The 20,524-nt window shown below is 70.3% G+C and carries 22 protein-coding genes; 9 read left to right on the forward strand and 13 right to left on the reverse strand.

Going from position 1 to position 20,524, the window contains the following annotated elements:
- Window positions 1-37: 37 nt before the first annotated feature.
- From ACWFRU_RS09185 to sph, 3 genes are all read left to right on the forward strand, one after another.
- Window positions 38-493 carry a RidA family protein gene (locus tag ACWFRU_RS09185; protein ID WP_453685480.1) on the forward strand — a complete coding sequence of 152 codons (456 nt, stop codon included), beginning with the start codon at window positions 38-40 and terminating at the stop codon, window positions 491-493.
- 78 nt (window positions 494-571) lie between these two features.
- Window positions 572-1,150 carry a TetR/AcrR family transcriptional regulator gene (locus ACWFRU_RS09190; RefSeq protein WP_453685481.1) on the forward strand — a complete coding sequence of 193 codons (579 nt, stop codon included), beginning with the start codon at window positions 572-574 and terminating at the stop codon, window positions 1,148-1,150.
- A gap of 246 nt (window positions 1,151-1,396) precedes the next feature.
- Entirely contained in the window at window positions 1,397-2,392 is a 996-nt protein-coding gene (sph, locus tag ACWFRU_RS09195; RefSeq protein WP_453685482.1) for a sphingomyelin phosphodiesterase, read from the forward strand.
- Between the two features lie 94 nt (window positions 2,393-2,486).
- On the opposite strand, the gene ACWFRU_RS09200 is transcribed toward sph, so the two are convergent.
- A complete protein-coding gene (locus tag ACWFRU_RS09200; protein ID WP_453685483.1) occupies window positions 2,487-3,851 on the reverse strand; it encodes an alkaline phosphatase PhoX in 1,365 nt (454 codons plus the stop codon).
- Between the two features lie 94 nt (window positions 3,852-3,945).
- Complete coding sequence (gene zapE, locus ACWFRU_RS09205) at window positions 3,946-5,040, reverse strand: cell division protein ZapE (RefSeq protein WP_453685484.1); 1,095 nt, start codon at window positions 5,038-5,040, stop codon at window positions 3,946-3,948.
- A gap of 37 nt (window positions 5,041-5,077) precedes the next feature.
- Between zapE and ACWFRU_RS09210 the strand changes: the two genes are divergently transcribed.
- The 4 genes from ACWFRU_RS09210 (at window position 5,078) to msrB (ending at window position 8,441) form a co-directional block, all read left to right on the forward strand.
- A complete protein-coding gene (locus ACWFRU_RS09210) occupies window positions 5,078-5,863 on the forward strand; it encodes a pyrimidine reductase family protein (RefSeq protein ID WP_453685485.1) in 786 nt (261 codons plus the stop codon).
- Window positions 5,864-6,025: 162 nt separating this feature from the next.
- Entirely contained in the window at window positions 6,026-6,481 is a 456-nt protein-coding gene (locus tag ACWFRU_RS09215; protein WP_453685863.1) for an indole-3-glycerol phosphate synthase, read from the forward strand.
- Window positions 6,482-6,625: 144 nt separating this feature from the next.
- Window positions 6,626-8,020: a UDP-N-acetylmuramate--L-alanine ligase gene (gene murC, locus ACWFRU_RS09220; protein WP_453685486.1), complete on the forward strand. Its 1,395-nt coding sequence runs from the start codon at window positions 6,626-6,628 to the stop codon at window positions 8,018-8,020.
- 13 nt (window positions 8,021-8,033) lie between these two features.
- On the forward strand, window positions 8,034-8,441 hold the full coding sequence (gene msrB / locus ACWFRU_RS09225; RefSeq protein ID WP_453685487.1) for a peptide-methionine (R)-S-oxide reductase MsrB: 408 nt from the start codon (window positions 8,034-8,036) through the stop codon (window positions 8,439-8,441).
- A gap of 89 nt (window positions 8,442-8,530) precedes the next feature.
- On the opposite strand, the gene ACWFRU_RS09230 is transcribed toward msrB, so the two are convergent.
- The 3 genes from ACWFRU_RS09230 to ACWFRU_RS09240 all read right to left on the reverse strand — a co-directional run bounded on the left by ACWFRU_RS09230 (window position 8,531) and on the right by ACWFRU_RS09240 (window position 11,046).
- Window positions 8,531-9,859: a M28 family metallopeptidase gene (locus tag ACWFRU_RS09230; RefSeq protein WP_453685488.1), complete on the reverse strand. Its 1,329-nt coding sequence runs from the start codon at window positions 9,857-9,859 to the stop codon at window positions 8,531-8,533.
- Between the two features lie 223 nt (window positions 9,860-10,082).
- Window positions 10,083-10,544, reverse strand: a complete 462-nt coding sequence (locus tag ACWFRU_RS09235; protein WP_453685489.1) for a hypothetical protein — start codon at window positions 10,542-10,544, stop codon at window positions 10,083-10,085.
- A 91-nt stretch (window positions 10,545-10,635) separates the two neighbouring features.
- Window positions 10,636-11,046 carry an organic hydroperoxide resistance protein gene (locus ACWFRU_RS09240; protein WP_351158413.1) on the reverse strand — a complete coding sequence of 137 codons (411 nt, stop codon included), beginning with the start codon at window positions 11,044-11,046 and terminating at the stop codon, window positions 10,636-10,638.
- A 134-nt stretch (window positions 11,047-11,180) separates the two neighbouring features.
- On the opposite strand from ACWFRU_RS09240, the gene ACWFRU_RS09245 reads away from it, so the two are divergent.
- Window positions 11,181-11,681, forward strand: a complete 501-nt coding sequence (locus ACWFRU_RS09245) for a MarR family winged helix-turn-helix transcriptional regulator (protein WP_453685490.1) — start codon at window positions 11,181-11,183, stop codon at window positions 11,679-11,681.
- 13 nt (window positions 11,682-11,694) lie between these two features.
- On the opposite strand, the gene ACWFRU_RS09250 is transcribed toward ACWFRU_RS09245, so the two are convergent.
- The 6 genes from ACWFRU_RS09250 to ACWFRU_RS09275 form a co-directional block, all read right to left on the reverse strand.
- On the reverse strand, window positions 11,695-12,705 hold the full coding sequence (locus tag ACWFRU_RS09250) for an ABC transporter substrate-binding protein (RefSeq protein ID WP_453685491.1): 1,011 nt from the start codon (window positions 12,703-12,705) through the stop codon (window positions 11,695-11,697).
- A gap of 23 nt (window positions 12,706-12,728) precedes the next feature.
- Entirely contained in the window at window positions 12,729-13,508 is a 780-nt protein-coding gene (locus tag ACWFRU_RS09255) for an ABC transporter ATP-binding protein (RefSeq protein WP_453685492.1), read from the reverse strand.
- A gap of 1 nt (window position 13,509) precedes the next feature.
- On the reverse strand, window positions 13,510-14,688 hold the full coding sequence (locus ACWFRU_RS09260; RefSeq protein ID WP_453685493.1) for a FecCD family ABC transporter permease: 1,179 nt from the start codon (window positions 14,686-14,688) through the stop codon (window positions 13,510-13,512).
- A gap of 101 nt (window positions 14,689-14,789) precedes the next feature.
- Window positions 14,790-16,040 (reverse strand): MFS transporter, encoded by a 1,251-nt coding sequence (locus ACWFRU_RS09265; RefSeq protein ID WP_453685494.1) that lies wholly within the window; start codon window positions 16,038-16,040, stop codon window positions 14,790-14,792.
- A 65-nt stretch (window positions 16,041-16,105) separates the two neighbouring features.
- A complete protein-coding gene (locus ACWFRU_RS09270; protein ID WP_453685495.1) occupies window positions 16,106-16,933 on the reverse strand; it encodes a Rossmann-like domain-containing protein in 828 nt (275 codons plus the stop codon).
- 104 nt (window positions 16,934-17,037) lie between these two features.
- Window positions 17,038-18,027 carry a pyridoxal-phosphate dependent enzyme gene (locus ACWFRU_RS09275; protein WP_453685496.1) on the reverse strand — a complete coding sequence of 330 codons (990 nt, stop codon included), beginning with the start codon at window positions 18,025-18,027 and terminating at the stop codon, window positions 17,038-17,040.
- A 185-nt stretch (window positions 18,028-18,212) separates the two neighbouring features.
- Here ACWFRU_RS09275 and ACWFRU_RS09280 point away from each other — a divergent pair, with 185 nt between their 5' ends.
- On the forward strand, window positions 18,213-19,187 hold the full coding sequence (locus tag ACWFRU_RS09280) for a GHMP family kinase ATP-binding protein (RefSeq protein WP_453685864.1): 975 nt from the start codon (window positions 18,213-18,215) through the stop codon (window positions 19,185-19,187).
- On the opposite strand, the gene rbsD is transcribed toward ACWFRU_RS09280, so the two are convergent.
- Together rbsD and ACWFRU_RS09290 are read right to left on the reverse strand one after the other, a co-directional pair.
- Window positions 19,184-19,573, reverse strand: coding sequence for a D-ribose pyranase (gene rbsD / locus ACWFRU_RS09285; protein WP_453685497.1), 390 nt, complete (start codon window positions 19,571-19,573; stop codon window positions 19,184-19,186). The two genes, ACWFRU_RS09280 and rbsD, sit on opposite strands and share 4 nt — an antisense overlap.
- Window positions 19,570-20,505 carry a ribokinase gene (locus ACWFRU_RS09290; protein WP_453685498.1) on the reverse strand — a complete coding sequence of 312 codons (936 nt, stop codon included), beginning with the start codon at window positions 20,503-20,505 and terminating at the stop codon, window positions 19,570-19,572. The genes rbsD and ACWFRU_RS09290 overlap by 4 nt, the downstream gene beginning before the upstream one ends.
- Between the last annotated feature and the right edge of the window lie 19 nt (window positions 20,506-20,524).

Raw genomic sequence — 20,524 nt, forward strand, 5'->3', positions numbered from 1 at the left:
AGAGACGAGTCATCCGATGCGAGAGGCAAGTGATCACATGACGTCCACCCCCGCGACCCCCAGCCACACTGGCCACACTGGCCACACCCTCAGTCACACCCCAACCCACACCCCCACCCGCGTCACCGCCGACCCCGACTGGTACGCCTCCGCCGGGATATCGCTCGGCATCCGCGTGGGCGATCTCGTGTTCGCCTCGGGGCAGGCGCCGGTCGACGAGCGTGGCGTCACGGTGGGCGCCGGGGATTTCGAGGCCCAGGCACACAGGGCGCTGACCAATCTGGACACCGTCCTCACGAACGGCGGGTCCGGTCTGGACAAGGCCGTGAAGATCACGGTCTTCGTCACCGACATCGCACACCAGTACGCCTTCGCGGCTCTCCGCGCGCGGTTCTATGCCCCGCCGTTCCCGGCGGAGTCCTTCGTCCAGGTCGCAGCACTCGCCGATCCGGACTGGCTGATCGAGATCGAGGGCATCGGCGCCCTCGCGTAGCCGAAGCGGGGAACGAGAAGCGAGAACGGCGGGCGCGGTATTTTGTACGCGTATTCCAAAACCCGTACTCTGGGGTCCATGGCCAGGCCACGAGAGTTCGACGAGGACCGCGTCATCACCGCGGCCATGGACACCTTCTGGCGCCACGGCTACGAGGGCACCTCGACCCGCGCGCTCTGCGACAGCACCGGTCTCGGTCCCTCCAGCCTCTACAACACCTTCGGAGGCAAGCGTCAGCTCTATCTGCGCGCACTGCGGCGCTACCACGAGACGAGCACTGCCGAGCAGGTCGCGATCCTGCGGGGTGAAGGCACGGCCAAGGAGCGGCTGCGGGACATGATGGTCCACGCCCTGGACGCCGATCTCGACGAGGCGGACGGACGCGGCTGCTTCGCGATCAACGCGGCCGTCGAGATCGGCGGGCTCGACCCGGAGGTCAAGGACGCGGTCCGCCGCAACTTCGACCTGGTGGAGGAGGAGCTGTGCGCGGTCGTGACGGCCGGTCGGCGCGCGGGTGAGCTCCGGTCGACGGCCGACGCGCGGACCGTCGCCCGCCGGGTGCAGAGCACGTACTACGGCCTGCGGGTCCTCGCCCGCGTCCAGGACGACCGGCAGGCGCTGCTCGACACGGTGGAGAGCGCGCTCGCCGACCTGTGAGCACCGGGTCGGCCCAGCCGTTCGCATCCTGTTGCGTCCTGTCGCGCCCTGTCCCGTCCTGGCGGGACACACAAAATCACTGCTCCCCCGACGCGGGTTCTTTGTTCACGTGACGTATCCCCAGAAGTAATCACGGCTGATTGGATGTGCGGCGCCCCATCAGCCACACCGCGTGCACCGCACTCACCGCGTGCACGCGCATTTCACGTGCACGCCCCCAACAACCCCCCACCATCAGGAGATTCAGTGCCGCACCCAGCGCTGCGCAGGACTCACGCCGCCGCGATCACCACCGTGCTCGCCGCGGCCACGCTCACCGCCGTCGCGCCGGCCGCGACCGCCGCCGACGCGCCTGCCGCCTCCGTCGACACTCCCGCACTCAAGGTGCTCTCGTACAACGCGTTCCTCTTCAGCAAGACCCTCTACCCGAACTGGGGCCAGGACCACCGCGCCAAGGCCATACCGGCCGCGGACTTCTTCCAGGGCAAGGACGTCGTCGTCCTCCAGGAGGCGTTCGACAACTCCTCGTCCGACGCGCTGAAGGCCACCGCGGCGGCCCGCTACCCGCATCAGACGCCCGTCATGGGCCGCAGCAAGAGCGGCTGGGACGCCACCGGTGGCGCGTACTCCTCGGTGACCCCGGAGGACGGCGGGGTGACCGTCCTCAGCAAGTGGCCCATCGTGCGCAAGGAGCAGTACGTCTACAAGGACGCCTGCGGCTCCGACTCGTACTCCAACAAGGGCTTCGTCTATGCCCAGTTGAACGTCGACGGCGCGAAGGTGCACGTCGTCGGCACCCACGCCCAGTCCACCGACCCGGGCTGCGGTTCCGGCGAGGCGGCCGCGACGCGCGCCCTGCAGTTCAAGGAGATGGACGCCTTCCTGGCCGCGAAGAACATCCCTGCGAGTGAACAGGTCATCGTGGCGGGCGACTTGAACGTCGACTCCCACAGCGGTGAGTACGCCTCGATGCTGGCCGACGGCAACTTCGCCCCCGCCGACGGCCGCGGCGGCCACCCGTACTCCTTCGACACCCAGGACAACTCCATCGCGTCCGAGCGCTACCCGGACGACCCCCGCGAGGACCTCGACTACGTCCTGCACCGCAAGGGCCACGCCCGCCCCGCCACTTGGCGCAACGAGGTGGTCAAGGAGCAGAGCGCGCCCTGGACGGTCTCCAGTTGGGGCCAGCAGTACACGTACACCAACCTGTCCGACCACTACCCGGTGATCGGTTCCTAGCGGCGGGTCGCGGGGTGCGGGGCGGGGTGCGGGGGTGCGCGGCGGCAAACCACCGCGCACCCCGTCAAGGACCCTCAGGTCGCGTGAGGGGCCGTCAGGTCCGGTGCCAGGGGCCCGTGATGGCGAACGTCGTGCCGGGGGTGTAGCAGTTGACGTACATCGTGTCGCGGTCCGGCGAGAAGCAGACGCCCGCGAACTCGCCCCACTCGGGCTCCTCGGGGGTGCCGATGTTCTGCCGGTTGCGGGCCATCGCGTAGACCTCGCCCCGGCGCGTCACGCCGTACACGTGCTGTGCGCCGCCGCCGTCCTCGGCCACCATCAGGCCGCCGCTGGGCGCGAGGCAGATGTTGTCGGGGGACTCGCCGGGCAGCTGGATGTCGGTGTCCGGGCCGAAGACGATCACGAGGGTGAGACGGCGCTTCGAGGGTTCGTAGCGCCAGATCTGCCCGAAGTGGTCGGCTGCCGAGCCCTCCGCGCTGTGCGCGAAGGACGAAACGAAGTAGACGGAGCTGCCGCCCCAGTAGCAGCCCTCCAGTTTCTGCGCGTGCGTGATGCCCTTCGGCCCGAAGTCCTGGAGGCGGATGGGGGTCTGGACGGCGAGCGGGTCGGGTACGTCGACCCATTCGATGCCGTCGAAGGACGCGCCCGTCTCCTGGATCGCGGACAGGTCGGGCACGCCGGGTACGCGCATGGCCTGGAGCCTGCCGCCCGCGCGGAGCGAACCGCGGCCGCCCTCGGGCTTCTTGGGCAGGAAGCGGTAGAAGAGGCCGAAGGGCTTCTGGAAGGCGTCCTCGGTCTCGTAGACCACGCCCCGCCGGGGATCGACGGCGATCGCCTCGTGCTGGAAGCGGCCCATCGCGGTGAGCGGCACGGCTCCGGTGCGGTGCGGTTCGACGGGGTCGACCTCGAAGATGAATCCGTGGTCCTTGGTGTAGCCGTTCGTGCCGGCCTTGTCCTCGTTCTCCTCGCAGGTGAGCCAGGTGCCCCAAGGAGTGGGCCCGCCCGCGCAGTTGACCGCGGTGCCGGCGATGGCGACGCGCTCGCCCAGGACGTTGTTGTGGCGGTCGAGCGCGAGCGCCGTACAGCCGCCCTTGCCCATCGGGTCGTAGGTGAGGCCCTTGACCGTGGGCACGGGGGTTCTTCCGTTGTGGCGGTTCTCGTGGTTGCGGACGAGATGCACGCCCCCGCGCTTGCCGCGGAACGCGTCCATGCCGTCGAAGTTGCTCGGCACCTTGCCCTCACCGGAGGACAGGTCGCCGCCCTCCCGGGAGAGGACCTTGTAGCGGAAACCTTTCGGCAGATCGAGCAGCCCGGCGGGATCGGGCACCAGCGGCCCGTATCCGGCCTTGCCCTGCGCGGCGGCGCTGCCCGCGAAGAGTTCCGTGAGGGCGCCGGTGAAGGCGATTCCCGCACCCACCGCACCGGTACGGGCTAGCACCTGACGTCGTGTCGTGGACATAAAAGGTCGACCTCCTGCTGGCGGACAGGAACATGACCGGATGTGTGTACCACGCGCCTAGGCGTGCGGGAACCACGCGCGTAGCGGTGAGTCGTTACGGCTTTACGAGGCTCTTCGCGTCCCGTGCCAGTGCGGTGAGCCGGGAGATCGCCCGGAAGTACTTCTTCCGGTAGCCGCCGTTCAGCATCTCCTCGCTGAACAACTGGTCGAAGGGCACACCCGAGGCGAGCACCGGGACCTCACGGTCGTACAGGCGGTCGGCGAGCACGACCAGGCGCAGGGCGGTCGACTGGTCGGGGACGGGCGTCACGTCGGTGAGGCAGACGGCCCGGAGGTCGTCGGTGAGCGCCCCGTACCGGCTGGGGTGCACGCGCGCGAGGTGGTCGAGCAGCTGCGGGAAGTCGTCGAGGCTCGCGCCCTCGGTCGCGTACGCGGCCTGCGTGACCTGCGCCTCCGAGTACGGAGCGGGAGCTTCCGGAAGACCCCGGTGGCGGTAGTCCTCGCCGTCGATGCGCAGCGACTTGAAGTGGGTGGCCAGGCCCTGGATCTCGCGCAGGAAGTCGGCGGACGCGAACCGCCCCTCACCGAGCTTGCCCGGCAGCGTGTTCGAGGTGGCGGCGAGCGCCACGCCCTCGTCGACGAGCCGCGCGAGCAGCGAGGAGACGAGCACCGTGTCGCCCGGGTCGTCGAGCTCGAACTCGTCGATGCAGAGCAGCCGGTGGCCGCTGAGGGTGCGCACGGTCTGCTGGAAGCCGAGTGCGCCGACCAGGTTCGTCAGCTCGACGAAGGTGCCGAACGCCTTCTGCTCGGGCGCCGCGGGCGCGGCGTGCCAGAGGGAGGCGAGGAGGTGGGTCTTGCCCACGCCGTAGCCGCCGTCGAGGTAGACACCGCGGGGGCCGGTGGGCGCCGCGGGCTTGGCACGCCCGAACCAGCGCTTCTTGCCCGCTCCGGAGGCGTGCGCCCCGCCGAGCCCGGCCGCGAAGCCGCTGAGGACCCGCACGGCCTCGGTCTGGCTCGGCTGCTTCGGGTCCGGGATGTACGTATCGAAGCGGACGGAGTCGAAGCGCGGCGGCGGCACCATCTCGGCGACCAGGCGGTCGGCGGGGACATGGGGCTCGCGGGCGCACAGCGACAGGGGAGCCGCTTCGGCTATGGGGCTCTGCCCGGGGGCGGCGGTGGAGGACGACACGGTTCCTAACTCTAAGCGCCGTGCAAGACTGCTGGACATGCGACGCCTGTTCCCTGTGACCGACCAGACAGACGAAACGTACGTACGAGCAGACGAAACATCAGTACGAGAGTGGGGGCTGGGGGAGCTGGCCGACGCGTACGCCTACCCCCCGGACGCGACCTCCTGGCTGCGCGCCAACATGGTGTCCACGCTGGACGGGGCGGCCCAGCACGACGGCCGCTCGCACCCCATCTCGAACGACACGGACATGCGGATCTTCGGCACCCTGCGCGCGGTCGCCGACGCCGTGGTCGTCGGTGCCGAAACGGTCCGCCAGGAGGGTTACCGACCGGCACGCGCGCGTGAGGCCTTCGCGGAGCGCAGGGCGGCGGCCGGGCAGACGGTGGCGCCCGCGATCGCCGTGGTCAGCGCGAGCCTCGACCTGGATTTCAGCCTTCCGCTTTTCACCTCGCCGCTGGTGCCCACGCTCGTGGTGACCGGTGCCGCGGCGCCCGCCGACCGGGTCGCGGCGGCCGAGAAGGCGGGCGCCGTGGTGGTGGTCGCGGGGGAGGGCACCGCGGTCGAGCCGGAGCGGGTCGCGCCCGCCCTGGCCGGACGCGGCCTGACCCGGCTGCTCACCGAGGGCGGACCCCGGCTGCTCGGCCAGTTCGTGGCGGCCGGAGCCCTGGACGAGCTCTGTCTGACGGTGTCCCCGATGCTGACCGCGGGGGACGCGCAGCGGATCGCCTGGGGGTCGGCGCTGGCGGTGCCGGATCGATTCGTACTGGCTTCCGTACTGGAGGAGGCCGGGTTCCTCTTCACCCGATACCGTCGAACCTGACAATCAGCGGAATCGGCCGTTCCGTTTCGCTTCCGCTGGGCACACTAAAAGTCGCAGACCCCGTGCGGCCACGGGGCAGGATGGTTTCCGCAGGGGCTGTCGAGACAGACACTCGGCAGCCCACGGATGAGAAGGGCGCCTGTCGTGTTCACAAGCGTATTGATGATCGAGAAGGCCCTGACGTCCGCCGACGTGGAGTTCGTCACCACCTTGCACGGCGACGAGACGGTCAGCTTCCGGGTGCTGCTCCAGCCCCGCGGCGATCAGGCGGACCGCCTCCTCCGGGCCATCGACGACGTGGCTCTGGGGGAGCTCGACGAGGCGGCCAAGGAAGGCGACGTTCCCGAGGGGCAGGACGCCACGGCCCCCGCGCAGAAGGCCCTTGAGGTCTCGCTGACGGCGCTGCGCGCGGCGGGCTGCGAGGCATCGGGCCAGCTGATCGAGGACCACCCGCTCGACGCGCTCAAGCAACTGGTCGACGAGTCGAACGCGGACGAGGTCATCGTGCTGACCGACCCGCACTACGTGGAGGAGTTCTTCCACCGGGACTGGGCCTCGCGGGCGCGGCACAAGGTGGGCGTACCGGTCCTGAAGCTGTTCTCCCACGCGAAGGACTGAGCCCGGCGGCGTCCGGCAGGGGGCAGGCGGGGCTCAGATGTGCCCGGTGTCCGCCCGAGGCAATAGTCTGGGCCCTGCTCAGCTGCGCGTACCCTGCTCAGCCGCTCATCTGCCGTAACTCTTGGATCTTGGGGAGACACACGTATGGCACCCGGCCTGCCCACCGCCATGGACCGACCGCACTTCATCGGCATCGGCGGCGCCGGAATGTCGGGCATCGCCAAGATCCTGGCCCAGCGCGGGGCCAAGGTCGCCGGCAGCGACGCGCGGGAGTCGGCCACGGCCGAGGCCCTGCGGACCCTGGGCGCCACGGTCCACATCGGCCACGACGCCGCGCACCTCGCGTCGGACGCCACCTGCGTCGTCGTCTCCTCCGCGATCCGCGCCGACAACCCCGAGCTGGCCCGCGCCACCGACCTCGGTATTCCGGTCGTCCACCGCTCGGACGCGCTCGCCTCCCTCATGGAGGGCCTGCGTCCGATCGCGGTGGCCGGCACGCACGGCAAGACGACCACGACGTCGATGCTCGCCGTCACCCTCTCCACCCTGGGCCTCGACCCGTCGTACGCGATCGGCGGCGACCTGGACGCGCCGGGCTCGAACGCGCTGCACGGCGACGGCGACATCTTCGTGGCAGAGGCGGACGAGAGCGACCGCAGCTTCCACAAGTACGCGCCCGAGGTCGCCATCGTCCTGAACGTGGAGCTCGACCACCACGCCAACTACGCGTCGATGGACGAGATCTACGAGTCCTTCGAGACCTTCGCGGGCAAGATCGTCCCCGGCGGCACGCTGGTGATCGCGGCGGACCAGTCGGGCGCGGCGGAGCTGACGAAGCGCGTGCGCGACGCGGGCGACCTGAAGGTCGTCACGTACGGCGATTCGGAGGGCTCCGACCTCCGCATCCACAAGATCACCCCGCGCGGCCTGACCAGCGAGGTCACGGTCGTCCTGAACGGCAAGTTCCTGACCTTCACGGTCTCGGTCCCCGGCCGCCACTACGCCCACAACGCGGTGGCCGCCCTGGCCGCGGGCATCGAGCTGGGCATCCCGGCGCACAACCTCGCCTCGGCCATCGGCTCGTACACCGGCGTCAAGCGCCGTCTCCAGCTCAAGGGCGAGGCCGCGGGCGTCCAGGTCATCGACTCGTACGCGCACCACCCCACGGAGATGACCGCGGACCTGGAGGCGATGCGCTCCTCCGCGGGCGACTCGCGCATCCTCGTCCTCTTCCAGCCCCACCTCTTCTCCCGCACGCAGGAACTCGGCAAGGAGATGGGCCAGGCCCTGGGCCTCGCGGACGCCTCCGTGGTCCTCGACATCTACCCCGCGCGCGAGGACCCGATCCCGGGCATCACCAGCGCCCTGATCATCGACGCGGCCGTGGCCGCGGGCGCCGACGTACGGGCCGCGCACGACAAGACCGAAGCCGTGGCGGCCGTCGCGGGAATGACGAGGCCCGGCGATCTCGTTCTCACCATGGGAGCGGGCGACGTCACGGACCTCGGCCCGCAGATCTTGGCAGAGCTTTCGAAGTAAGGGGTTCAGTCTCATGTCGTACGACGTCGAGAAGCCGGACGAGCAGTGGCGCGCGGAGCTCAGCCCCTCGGAGTACGCGGTGCTGCGCCAGGCCGGCACCGAGCCCGCGTTCGTGGGTGAGTACACCGACACCAAGACCAAGGGCGTCTACTCCTGTCGCGCCTGCGGCGCGGAGCTGTTCACCTCGGAGGAGAAGTTCGAGTCGCACTGCGGCTGGCCGAGCTTCTTCGACCCCAAGGACACGGACGCGGTCGAACTCCTCCAGGACACCTCGCACGGCATGGTCCGCACGGAGGTCCGCTGCGCCCGCTGCGGCTCGCACCTCGGCCACGTATTCGAGGGCGAGGGCTACCCGACGCCGACCGACCAGCGGTACTGCATCAACTCGATCTCACTGACGCTGGCGCCTGCGGAGGGCTGAGCGGCGGTTCACGACATCGGGGCCCGGCAGCGGAAGAACACTGCCGGGCCCGACGCGTGTCCGGTCAGGAACGCCTCAGCGGGAACGCCTCAGAACGTCAGCTTCCAGCTGTTGATGTAGCCCGTGTCCTGGGCTGCCACGTCCTGGGCGCGCAGCTTCCAGGCGCCGTTGGCCGGTTCGCTCGACGCGTTGACCGTGTACGTGGCGATGACGTTGTCCGCCGAGTCGTTGCCGCTGGAGTTCTTCAGGCGGTACGCCGTGCCGTCGGGGGCGAGCAGGTCGACGACCACGTCGCCGCGCCAGGTGTGCCGGATGTCGACGTCCACCTTGAGGGTGGCGGGGGCGTTGCCCGTGCGGCCGGTCACGTTCACCGTGGAGGTCACGGCCGCGCCGTTGTCCGGGATGGCGACGTCAGCGGTGTTCTCGTACGAGTCGCCGGGCGGGGTCGTGGTCTCGGTGCCGAGCGTCCAGATCGCGTGGGCGATGGCGTCGCTGTTGCGGTCCAGGGCGGTGTCGTTGATGTTCGACGTGGTGTCGCACGACGAGTGGTAGCAGCGGTCGAAGGCCTGGCCCGCCGTGCCGCCCCACTTCTGGGCCTGGGCGCTGGTCTTCGTGCGGCTCGCGCCGGTGAACAGGCCGCCGACCGGGATGCCCACGTTCTTGAAGCTGGCGTGGTCGGAGCGGCCGTCGCCCTCGGTCTCTATCTCCGTGGGGACGTTCAGGCCCGCGTAGAAGTCCTTGAAGGTCTTCTCGATGGTGGGGTCGTCGTCGTAGACGAAGTAGCCCGGGTTCGGGGAGCCGATCATGTCGAAGTTCAGATAGCCGGAGACCTTCGAACGCTCGGTGCCGGGAAGGTTGTTGACGTAGTGCTTCGAGCCGACCAGGCCCAGTTCCTCCGCGCCCCACCAGGCGAACCGCAGGTGCTTCGTCGGCTGCAACTGGGCGCGTGAGACCGCCAGTGCGGTCTCCAGGACGCCTGCCGATCCCGAGCCGTTGTCGTTGATGCCGGCGCCCGAGGAGACGCTGTCGAGGTGGGCGCCCGCCATCAGGACCTTGTTCGGGTCGCCGCCCGGCCAGTCCGCGATGAGGTTGTAGCCGGTGGCGCCGGAGGACGTGAACTGCTGCACGGTGGTGGTGAATCCGGCCGCGTCGAGCTTGGCCTTCGCGTAGTCGATGGAGGCCTTGTACCCGGGGCGTCCGTGGGCGCGGTTGCCGCCGTTGGCCGTGGCGATGGACTGGAACTGGGAGAGGTGCGCCTTGACGTTGGCGAGCGGGATGTCGGGGGCCGCGAGCGTCGGGGACGGGGCTGCCATGGCCGCGGGCGCGGTGGCCGCGATCAGTCCGGCGGCGGCGAGCGTGGCGATGCCCGCGGTGGCCCGTCTCAGGGTGCGGGGTATGGCGGGTCTGGAGATTCTCATGTGGGGCTCCGAATTCCGAACAGCGAGGGGGACGGAACGTACTGACGCCCTGCGACGCGGATGCCGCAGGGCGCTGGAGCTGTACTGAGCAGAGGGGTGGGGCGTGTGCGTTGCCTGATATTGAAGCTGGTACGACCCACCGTCAAGAGAGGAAACCGGTCAGATGCCGGTCAGCCAGTTTCGGATATCGGACGCCCTGCCATGGGTCGCGTAGGGGACGGGCTCAGTCCTCTTCCGGTGTCTCCGGACGCAGCAGTGGGTGCTTCACTCCCGGGAACACCCGGGCCTTGATCACCGGCTCGGCGTCCGCGCCCTGGACCACCGTCTCGGCGATGCCCCAGGGGCGGCCCGGCAGGGTGACGAGGATGGTGTACGAGGAGGCGCAGCCCATGCAGTCGTAGCGGTCGGCCCAGGTCTCGACCTCGGTGCGGCTGCCGGGGTAGCGGGCCACGTGGCGGTGGCGGGCGTGGCAGCGGTCGCACTTCTCGCCCGGCTCGCAGGTGCCGCCGCAGGGGCACGGCACGTCCAGGGTCTCGGCGGGCTGCCAGCGCTGCGTGACGACGGCCTCGCGGGTGGCACCCATGTCCTTCATGGCCTTGAGGTTGCGGGCGGCGACGTTGTACGACTCGCCGGTCGACGTCATCCGGTTCCGGATCACGTCCTTGCGTCCGCGGTTCGTCGTCATGCTGGGCCTCCTGGGGTTCACGCAGCCCACCAGGAGGCCCATGAGATCGGTCCTCCTACGGTACCTGCCGCCGGGCACCGCCCTGGAACGCCTACTCGATGACGAGCTCGACCTCGATGTTGCCGCGGGTGGCCTTGGAGTACGGGCAGTACGCGTGCGTGGCCTCGACCAGCTGCTGCCCGGTCTCGCCCGCCAGGGAGTCCGGCAGCTCGACGCGCATCACGACCGCGAGCCCGAAGCCGGTGTCGTCCTTGCCGATGGAGACCTCGGCGGTCACCGAGACGTCCTTCGTGTCGACCTTCATCTCACGGGCGACCGCGCCCATGGCGCTGGCGAAACAGGCCGCGTACCCGGCGGCGAAGAGCTGCTCGGGGTTGGTGCCCTGTCCGTTGCCGCCGAGAGCCGGGGGCATGGCGAGCGCGAGGTCGATCTGGCCGTCGGAGCTGACGGCGCGGCCCTCGCGGCCATTCGCGGTGGCGACGGCGGTGTACAGCGCGTTCATGGGGTGCCTCTTCCCTGATCGAACGAATGATCGAACAACGGATCGAGAGGAACGGGGTCGTTCGCTCTGCCCATATGATTGCACACGATTTAGTTGTGTACAACTGAATGGCGTGCGCGAGGTACCCTTGACCCATGACGTCATCGCCGACCGCCCCCGTACCGCCCCCGGTCGATGCCGAGCTGCCCGGTGTGCCCGACGCCGAGCTCCTCCGCCTCGATCACCAGGTCTGCTTCTCGCTGCACGCCGCCTCGCGCGCCTTCGGCGGCGTCTACCGCGATGCCCTCAAGGACCTGGGGCTCACCTATCCCCAGTACCTGGTCATGCTCGTGCTCTGGGAAGACGGCCCGCAGCCGGTCAAGGCCATCGGTGAGCGCCTGCGACTCGACTCCGGCACGCTCTCGCCGCTCCTCAAGCGGCTTGAGACGGCCGGTCTCGTACGGCGTGAGCGCAGCACCGCCGACGAGCGCTCCGTCACCGTCCAGCTGACCGACGCGGGAGCGGAGCTGCGGGAGCAGGCTGTGTGCGTCCCGCGCCGGATCATGGAGGCAAGCGGCCTGACGGTCGAGGAGGCCCGTGCCCTGCAAGGACTCCTCGGCCGCCTGACCGGCGCGCTCGACCGGGCCGCACACTGAGACCCCCGAGGGGTCAGCGCTTCAGTTCCCGCACGTACTTCCCGAACTTCTCCAGGCCGTCGATGTTGCGCGGCCCGCTGATGCCCTCGTTGTAGTCGAGGACGAAGAAGTTGTTCTTCTTCACGGCGGGCAGTTCCTTGGTGTGCGGGGACTTCTTCAGGAAGTCGATCTTCTTCTTGGCGGGCATGTCGCCGTAGTCGAAGATGATGATGACCTCGGGCTCCGCCTTGGCGACGGCCTCCCAGTTCACCTGGGTCCAGCGCTCGTCGAGCCCGTCGAAGATGTTCTTCGCGCCGGCCGACTTGATGATGTCGTTGGGCGGGACCTGGCTGCCCGCGGTGAAGGGCTGGTCCGTGCCGGAGTCGTAGAGGAAGACGGGGAGCGGGTCGCTCTTGAGGGACTTGGGGGCCTTCGCCTCGACGGCGGCCACGCGCTTCTTGAGGTCGCCCACGACCTCGTCCGCCTTCTTCTTGACCTTGAAGATCTTGCCGAGGCGGTCCAGGTCCGAGTACAGCGCCTTGAACGGGGTGACTTTCTGCGGGTACTTGGGGTAGTTGAAGCAGCTCTCCGTGTGCATGAAGCTCTGGATGCCGAGCTTGTCCAGGATCTTCGGGGTGATGCCGCGCTGGTCGCTGAAGCCCGAGTTCCAGCCCGCGACGACGAAGTCCGACTTGGCCTCCACGACGAGCTCCTTGTTGAGCAGGTCGTCGCTGAGCATCTTCACCTTGGCGTACTCCGACGCCCAAGGGGACTCGCTCACCGGCGGGTTGGCCGGCGGCATGACATAGCCGTGGACGTGCTTCGTCAGGCCGAGGCTGAACATCTTGTCGGCGCTGCCGCCCTCGTAGACCACCGCACGCTGCGGAGTCCTGTACGTGACCGGCTCACCGCAGCGCTTGACGGTGACCTTCTCGGACTCGCCCGCTGCCTTGGAGCCGGAGTCCGAATCGACCTCGGCGCCGCAGCCGCCGAGCAGCAAGGCCGCCGCGAGCGCCGATCCGATGGTGGTGCGTGTTCTGAGCATGGCTTGGTGGTGCCTTTCGGGTGTCAGAGGGGAGTGGACGGGCTCAGTGCGTAGAGAAGCTGGGGGTCGCCGGTCAGGGGGTGGCTGATCACGCTGGCCTTGACGCCGAACACCTCGTCGACGAGGCCCGTGGTGAGGACCTCTTCCGGTGTACCGGCGGCCACCAGCGCGCCCTGCGACAGCACGCCGATGCGGTCGCACGCGGCCGCCGCGAGGTTGAGGTCGTGCAGGACCACGAGGACGGTCAGGCCCGAGCCCTTCAGGAGCGAGAGGAGCTCGATCTGGTGGCGCACGTCGAGGTGGTTGGTCGGCTCGTCGAGGACCAGGATGCGCGGTTCCTGCACCAACGCCCGCGCCAGCAGTACGCGTTGGCGTTCGCCGCCCGACAGGGTCAGTACGCCGCGGTCGGCGAGGCGGGTGAGGTCGAGCCGGGCCATGGTCCGCGCGCACAGCTCGCGTTCACGCTCGCCGAGCGCCTGGTTGCCGCGCAGATGGGGCGCGCGGCCCAGGGCGACGACCTCCTCCACCGTGAAGTCGAGGTCCACCGCGCCGTCCTGGGCCATGGCGGCGACGACCCGGGCGCTCTGGCGCGGCGAGAGACGGGAGAGGTCGTCGTCGCCCACCCGGACCACGCCGGAGGTTGGGCGCAGCGCGCGGTAGACGCACTTCAGCGCGGTGGACTTGCCGCTGCCGTTCGGGCCGACCAGGCCCACGATCTGGCCGCCGCCCACCTCCAGGGACAGGTCCCGGACGAGGAGCTTGCCGTCGATCCTCACGGACAGGCCGTCGAGTACGAGCTCCATCTCAACGGCCCCCGAACATATAGCCCTTGCGCCGCATCAGAGCGACGAACACCGGTACTCCGACCAGTGCCGTGATGACCCCGAGCGGCAGCTCGCGCGGCGCCACCAGGGTGCGTGAGACCAGGTCGACCCAGACCATGAACACCGCTCCGACCAGCGGTGCGACGGCGAGCACCCGTGCGTGGGCGGCGCCGACGACCATGCGTACGAGATGGGGCATCACCAGGCCGACGAAGCTGATCGCGCCGCTGACGGCGACCATCACCCCGGTGATCAGCGAGGCGAGCAGGAGCAAACCCTTGCGGTGCCGGTCGGGGCTGACGCCCAGGCTCGTCGCGGTCTCGTCGCCGAGCGCCAGGACGTCCAGCGCCCTGCTGTACCGGTGGAGCACAGCCGTGCCGAGCAGGACACAGGCGGCCACGACGGGCAGGGTGCCCCAGCTCGCGGCGCCGAAGCTGCCCATCGTCCAGTAGAGGACCATGCTGGTCGCCTCGCTGTCCGGCGCGAAGTAGATGATCACGCTCATCACGGCCTGGAAGCCGAGCGCCATGGCGACGCCCGTCAGGACGAGCCGCAGCGGCGAGAGCCCGCCACCGCGGCTCGCCGAGGCGACGTACACGAGGACGGAGGCGGCGAGCGCTCCGATGAACGCGCCCGCCGACACCGCGTAGATGCCGAGCGCCGCGAGCCCGCCGGTGACCGTGACGGCGACCGCGCCGACCGAGGCGCCCGAGGAGACGCCCAGGACGAACGGATCGGCGAGCGCGTTGCGCACCAGCGCCTGGATGGCGACGCCGACCGCGCTGAGGCCTGCCCCCACAAGTGCCGCCAGGAGCACGCGCGGTGTGCGGATCTGCCAGATGATCTGATACGTCGTCACCTCGTCCGCGTCGATGCTTCCGCCGCTCAGTGCCGCCCACAGCAGTCGGGCGGTGTCGCCCGGCGTGACGACGGCGGAGCCGAGGCCGATGGCCACGACGACGGAGACGAGGAGGACGAGCAGGAGCACGGCGCAGGTCGCCGCCAGACCCGCGCGGGAGGCGAGCCGCTTCCGCGCGCCGTTCGCCGGGGAATCCGGAGCATCCGGAGCATCCGGCGAATCCGGAGGGGGCGCGTCGGACGCCGTGGCAGTGGCTGCCGAGGCATTGCCTGCCGTGGGGGAGAGCGCGGGCGGGGGCATGACGGTCGGGCCTTTCTGGTGGGTGCGGCGGCGGGGCGGTGGGGTGTCGGGCGCCCGAGCAGCGGTGGACGGAGAGGGGCCGGCCCTGGGCTAGGGGCGGGTTAGGAGGCGGGCTCCTCTTCAGCCGGTCCGGCCCTCAGCACGAGCCCCGCGGCCACCAGCGCCACGACCACCAGCGCGCCGAAGGCCGCGGCGATGCCCGGGTAACCGGCCAGACCCAGGCCGAGACCGCCGAGGCCCGCGCCCACGAAGACGCCGAGGCTCATCCCCGCGGCGTTCACGCTCAGGGCCGCGCCGCGTTGCGTGCCGCAGCGGCGGACGAGGAGGCTGACCACGCAGGCGGCCACGACGGCGTGGCTCGCGGCGTGCAGGGACGTCATGGCGAGCGCGAGCGGCAGCCAGTGCGTGAAGTAGAAGCCCACGACCGAGACGAGCGCGGCGACCAGACCGACGGCCAGCATCCGCTCGGTGCCGATCCGCGGCTCCTCGGAGTTCGTGATCCGCCCCGTGAGGAGGTTGCTCACGAAGAACGACGCGCCGCTGAGCGTCCACACGAACGCGAAGAGCGCGGGGTCGAGCTGGAACCGGTCGTCGTAGTAGGCCGCCAGGTAGGACAGGTAGCCCATGAAGACGGCGGTGCGCAGCAGGGCGATGAGCAGCAGCGGACCGACCCCGGGGATGGCCCCTAGCGCCTTGAACGAGGCGATGTAGCCGAGGCGTTGCGTCTCGTCCCGCTCCTCCACCGGGTTGTTCTTGCCGCGCACGAAGAAGATCGCGGCGAGCAGCAGCGACACGCCTGTCACCGCGAACAGATCGCCCTGCCAGCCCCAGAACAGCGCGGGCAGCGCGATGACCGGTGCCGCCAGCATCGCGGTCATCGACTGGGTCGCCGTCACGAGCGTCGCCGCGCGCCCGGCCGCCTTCCCGGAACCGAAGCGGTCGGCGGCGGCCGCGGTCAGCGCCGGGTTCAGTACCGACGTACTGGCGCCGACCAGCAGGCAGAACACGGCGAGCAGGATGAAGTCCCCGCTCGCGCCGAGGGCCGCGGACACGCCGAGCGCGGCGAGGCCGCCCGCCGCCGCCCACTCCTTGCGGACCCGGTCGATCAGCGGGGCGAGCGCGGTGCCCACCAGCAGGGCCGCGAGGCCGCCGAGTCCGCGCAGCCCGCCCAGCGTGGCGACGCTGCTGTCGGCGTCCTCGGCCATCGGCACCAGATACGTGCTGAAGACGGTGAACGGCAGCAGGCCGACCGCGGACGCGACCAGGACGGGCCACAGCGTGCGGGCCATCCGCAGATCGCTCGGCAGCGCCTCCTCGGCGGCGGGGGAGGGGTAGGACACGTCGGAAGTCACGCCGTCAGCCACGCCGGAAGTCACGTCGGAAGTCGCATCAGAACCCGTGGACCTGGAGTCGACGCTCACGCCGCCTCCTTGTAGCGGTAGAGCGGCGTCTCGTCGGCGCTGAACTGCGAGAACGCGAAGGGCTCGGCGGAGAGCCCGGTGACCCCGGCGGGCAGGAACGCGCGGGCCACGGCGCTGCCGCTCTGCGCGTACACCACCAGCGGCACGCCGTGCTCGCGGCAGTGCGCGAGGATCAGGTCGAAGGTGCCGTTGCTCAGCGTCATGCCGGTGGCGACCACGGCGTCGGCCTCCTTGAGCACCTCCGTCATGTCGTCGGTGATCCGGTCGCCCCACTGGGTCGTACGGAGGTTGAGATCGCAGGGCAGGCAGACGCCGCCCCGCTCGCGTATCGCCGCGACCAGCGGATTGACCACGCCGATGAGCGCCACCTTCGCGCCCGGCTCGATGTCGAGGAGCCCGGCGATGGCCGCGTCGCGGGCCTTCGCCCGGACCTCCGGGGTGCCGGTGGGCAGCATGACCCGCTCGGCGTCGGCGGCGTCCCGGTGCGGGTTCACCTGTGCGAGATAGGCGTCGAGCGCGGCGACGCGGACGGGCGTGGACTCGGCGCGCAGCAGCTTGTCCAGGGTGTGGCCCGACGCGTTCTCGCAGAAGTCCGGGGCGAGTTCACCGGCCTCGAAGGAGCAGGCGCCGAACGCCGTGCCGACCCGGAGCAGCAAGTAGTGGTTGTGGTACGTCACTTGGCTGCCCGCGAGGCGGGTGGTGTTGTAGAGCCAGAAGGCGCTGGTGACGGAGAGGTCCTTGGGGTGGGGGCCGTATTCGCCCGCCAGGACGGCGTCGATGAGTTCCGCGACGTTGTGCGGGGTGCGCGGATCGGGGTGTGACATGGGGAGTTCTCTCCGTGTGGTGGATGGACGCGGTAAGTGGGGGTGAGGTGCCGCGGTTCGGGGAGGTGAGGAGCCGCGGTTCAGGGGAGGTGAGGTGCCCTGGTTCAGGGCAGGTCGGGCCAGGAAGTGGTCGACCAGGGGTGCCTCAGCTCGTCGAGCGAGGTGATCTCGTGCGGCTTCAAGGTGTCGATGTCCGGTGCCTGCGCGTGTTTCGCGTAGGCGCTCTCGACATAGCGGTGACCCGTGTCGGCGGCGATGAAGACGTACGTACGGGAATCGTCGCGGCGCTGTTCCCAGAGGGTCGTCAGATAAGCGGCACCGGTGGACAGACCGGCGAAGATTCCGCTGTTCCTGAGAAGCGACACCGCGCCGGACACCGCGCAGTCGAAATTCACCCAGTGCACGCGGTCGTACGCCTCGTGCCGGACGTTCTTGAATTCGATGGCGCTGCCGATCCCGGCGATGATCATGTCGGGGTCCGCCACGTGCTCCGAGCCGAAGGTGACGCTGCCGAAAGGCTGCACGCCGACGAGTGACACATCGCGTCCCGCGTCCCGCAGATAACCGGCGATGGCGCCGGTGGAGGCTCCCGAGCCGACCCCGCCCACCAGGGCAAGCGGCCCCGCGGGCACCTCGGCGTCGATCGTCTCGGCCACGTCGCGGTAGCCGAGGTAATGAATGCCGTCGTGGTATTGCCGCATCCAGTGGTACGAGGGATTCTCTTCGAGGATCTCGGCGATGCGCCGCACTCTCAGCTCCTGGTCGAGCCGGAGATTCTTCGAGGGCCGTACCTGTTCCAGCGTGGCGCCGAGAATGTCGAGCTGGACACGCAAGGTGTGGTCCACGGTCGTGGAACCCACGATGTGGCATTTCATTCCGTAGCGGTGGCAGGCGAGCGCGAGGGCATGTGCGTAGATGCCGCTGGAGCTGTCGATGAGGGTGTCGCCGGGTTTCACGGCGCCGGTGTCGAGAAGGTGACGGACCGCTCCCAGAGCCGAATAGATCTTCATCGTCTCGAACCGGAGGCAGACCAAGTCCGGCTCAAGGGCTATGAGATCGGGTTTCTTCACTGCTTCGGCTATGTGGTCGTGCACGTCTGCCCCCTGTGTTCCGGTGTTCCTGTGTTCCGGCGTTCCTGTGCCGGTCGCCGAGCCGGTCGCGAGCCGAGAGCATCACACTAGATGAAAATGATTGTCAAGACGCTTTGGGTTGTGGCAGCCTGTGGGCGCTGGAGGCGTCGGGATGGAGGCGCCGGGATGTCGGGAGGAGACCTGTGAAGCTGTCCCAGGAGGCCGGGCCAAGGCCCCGCGCGGCGGGTGCCGGATCGGCCGGAATCGGTGTGGGCACCGCCTTCGGGACCTTCGGCGAGCTGCTTCAGGGCGTGCTGCCGGAGGAGGACGGTGACTTCCTGGTGACGCTGCCCGTCGCCCGGTGGACGATGGCCACCTTCCGGCCGGAGCCCGGCTTCGGGGATGTGGTGGTCCGTCCGGGCGGCAAGACCAAGGCGCTCCGACTGGCCCGTACGATCGGCGAGTTGGCGGAGCGGCGGACGGGTGTGCCGAGCGGGGGGACCCTGCACGTCAACAGCGTCATCCCCGAGGGCAAGGGTCTGGCCAGCTCATCGGCCGACCTCGTCGCGACCGCGCGGGCGGTCGGGCAGGCGCTGGGCGTCGAGATGCCGCCGGCGCGGATCGAGCGGCTGCTCGCGGACATCGAGCCCACGGACGGCGTGCTCTACCCGGCGATCGTCGCCTTCCACCACCGCACCGTGCGCCTGCGCGGCATCCTCGGATCGCTCCCGGTCATGGCCGTGGTGGGGATCGACGAGGGCGGCTCGGTCGACACCGTCGACTTCAACCGCATCCCCAAGCCGTTCACCCTGGCCGACCGTCACGAGTACGCGCGCCTCCTCGACCGGCTCGCGTGCGCCGTCCGCCGACGGGACTTGGCGGAGGTCGGCAGGGTCGCGACCCGCAGCGCGCAGATGAACCAACTCCTGCGCCACAAGTGGTCGTTGGAGCCAATGCGGGAGATCTGCCGGGAGGTCGGCGGCCTGGGTGTCGCCGTCGCCCACAGCGGCACGACCCTCGGCATCCTCCTCGACACCGCGGACCCCTCGTACACCCAGCGCGTCAGCGCGGCGGCACAGGCCTGCGGGGAGCTGACGGGCGGGGTGACGGTGTACCGGACGCTGAGCTTTCCCGGCGGGACGGGGGCGGGGGCCGTGGCCGCGTCAGTGGCGGTGCAGGGCTAGAAGAACACCCCGCACCGCAGCAGTACGTTCGCGTACGGTGTGGCCTCTCCGGTGCGTACCACCAGGCGGGCCGTCGCCGTGCGGCGCTTGAGTTCCTCGTGGGGGATCAGGGTGAGGGGTGCGACGCGGGCGGAGAGGAGGCGGGCCGTCGCCGGGTTCGCCTCCTGGACCTCCGTCGCCGCCGTACCGCCCTCCGTCACCAGTTCGGCGAGCAGCCCGTCCAGCACCTCGGCGAAGGACGGGACGCCCGCCCGGAAGGCCAGGTCGACGACCCGGGGACCCGGCGGGATGGGCATGCCCGCGTCGCAGACCAGGACCGTGTCGCCGTGGCCCAACTCGGCCAGGGCGCCGGAGAGATGGCGGTTGAGTATGCCGGTCTTCTTCATGCGGAGGCGCTCTCTTCCCGGGGCGCGACCTCGTCCGCCGTCGGGTACGACTCCTGCGCGCCGCGCCGGGTGACCGAAGCGGCCCCCACGCGCGCCGCGTACGCCGCCGCCGTCGGGAGATCCTCGCCGAGGCCCAGGCGCCAGGCCAGCGCCGCCGTGAACGCGTCGCCCGCGCCGGTCGTGTCCACCGCGTCCACCTTCGGGCTCGGCACCGCGACGGGGGCGCCGCCGCCGTCCGCCGTCAGGGCTCCGTCCGCGCCCAGGGTGATCACCACGGAGCGCGGGCCGAGGGCGAGGAGCTCGCGCGCCCAGTCCTCGGGGCGGTCCGAGGACGTCCCGCCCAGGATGTAACGCGCCTCGTGCTCGTTCACCACCAACGGATCGCACGCCGCGAGGACTTCGGGCGGCAGCGGGGCGGGCGGCGAGGGGTTCAGGACGAAGCGCGCGGCGTCCGGCAGCGTGCGCACCAGCTCCGTCACCGACTCGACGGGGATCTCCAACTGCGTCGAGACCACCCGCGACGCGGCGAGCAGGCTGCCCGCCGCGCGGATGTCCTCGGGCGTCAGCCGGGCGTTGGCGCCCGGCGAGACCACGATGCTGTTGTCGCCGGACGGGTCGACGGTGATCAGCGCGACGCCCGTGGGCGCCCCGCCGACCAGGACGCCGACCGTATCCGCGCCCGCCGCGCGCTGCGAGTCGAGCAGCAGCCTGCCGTGCGCGTCGTCGCCGACCCGTGCGAGCAGGGCGGTGCGGGCGCCGAGGCGGGCCGCCGCGACCGACTGGTTCGCCCCCTTGCCACCGGGATGTGTGGCGAGGTCGGAGCCGAGGACCGTCTCGCCGGGGGCGGGGCGGCGCTCGACGCCGATCACCAGGTCGGCGTTGGCCGACCCGACGACCAGGAGGTCGTACGTGACGTCATCGTGGTCGTTCATCGGTTGATCCAGCTCCTGC

The sequence above is a fragment of the Streptomyces sp. NPDC055099 genome, from assembly GCF_053607685.1.

Excerpts from the sequence above, each read along its gene's own strand:
- ACWFRU_RS09245 (WP_453685490.1), top strand. The coding sequence starts at position 11,181 with ATGACGTCATCGCCGACCGCCCCCGTACCGCCCCCGGTCGATGCCGAG.
- ACWFRU_RS09260 (WP_453685493.1), bottom strand. The coding sequence starts at position 14,688 with ATGCCCCCGCCCGCGCTCTCCCCCACGGCAGGCAATGCCTCGGCAGCC.
- ACWFRU_RS09235 (WP_453685489.1), bottom strand. The coding sequence starts at position 10,544 with ATGACGACGAACCGCGGACGCAAGGACGTGATCCGGAACCGGATGACG.
- ACWFRU_RS09200 (WP_453685483.1), bottom strand. The coding sequence starts at position 3,851 with ATGTCCACGACACGACGTCAGGTGCTAGCCCGTACCGGTGCGGTGGGT.
- ACWFRU_RS09215 (WP_453685863.1), top strand. The coding sequence starts at position 6,026 with ATGATCGAGAAGGCCCTGACGTCCGCCGACGTGGAGTTCGTCACCACC.
- ACWFRU_RS09250 (WP_453685491.1), bottom strand. The coding sequence starts at position 12,705 with ATGCTCAGAACACGCACCACCATCGGATCGGCGCTCGCGGCGGCCTTG.
- ACWFRU_RS09230 (WP_453685488.1), bottom strand. The coding sequence starts at position 9,859 with ATGAGAATCTCCAGACCCGCCATACCCCGCACCCTGAGACGGGCCACC.
- ACWFRU_RS09185 (WP_453685480.1), top strand. The coding sequence starts at position 38 with ATGACGTCCACCCCCGCGACCCCCAGCCACACTGGCCACACTGGCCAC.
- ACWFRU_RS09270 (WP_453685495.1), bottom strand. The coding sequence starts at position 16,933 with ATGTCACACCCCGATCCGCGCACCCCGCACAACGTCGCGGAACTCATC.
- msrB (WP_453685487.1), top strand. The coding sequence starts at position 8,034 with ATGTCGTACGACGTCGAGAAGCCGGACGAGCAGTGGCGCGCGGAGCTC.
- ACWFRU_RS09190 (WP_453685481.1), top strand. The coding sequence starts at position 572 with ATGGCCAGGCCACGAGAGTTCGACGAGGACCGCGTCATCACCGCGGCC.
- ACWFRU_RS09255 (WP_453685492.1), bottom strand. The coding sequence starts at position 13,508 with ATGGAGCTCGTACTCGACGGCCTGTCCGTGAGGATCGACGGCAAGCTC.
- murC (WP_453685486.1), top strand. The coding sequence starts at position 6,626 with ATGGCACCCGGCCTGCCCACCGCCATGGACCGACCGCACTTCATCGGC.
- ACWFRU_RS09210 (WP_453685485.1), top strand. The coding sequence starts at position 5,078 with ATGCGACGCCTGTTCCCTGTGACCGACCAGACAGACGAAACGTACGTA.
- ACWFRU_RS09240 (WP_351158413.1), bottom strand. The coding sequence starts at position 11,046 with ATGAACGCGCTGTACACCGCCGTCGCCACCGCGAATGGCCGCGAGGGC.
- rbsD (WP_453685497.1), bottom strand. The coding sequence starts at position 19,573 with ATGAAGAAGACCGGCATACTCAACCGCCATCTCTCCGGCGCCCTGGCC.
- ACWFRU_RS09290 (WP_453685498.1), bottom strand. The coding sequence starts at position 20,505 with ATGAACGACCACGATGACGTCACGTACGACCTCCTGGTCGTCGGGTCG.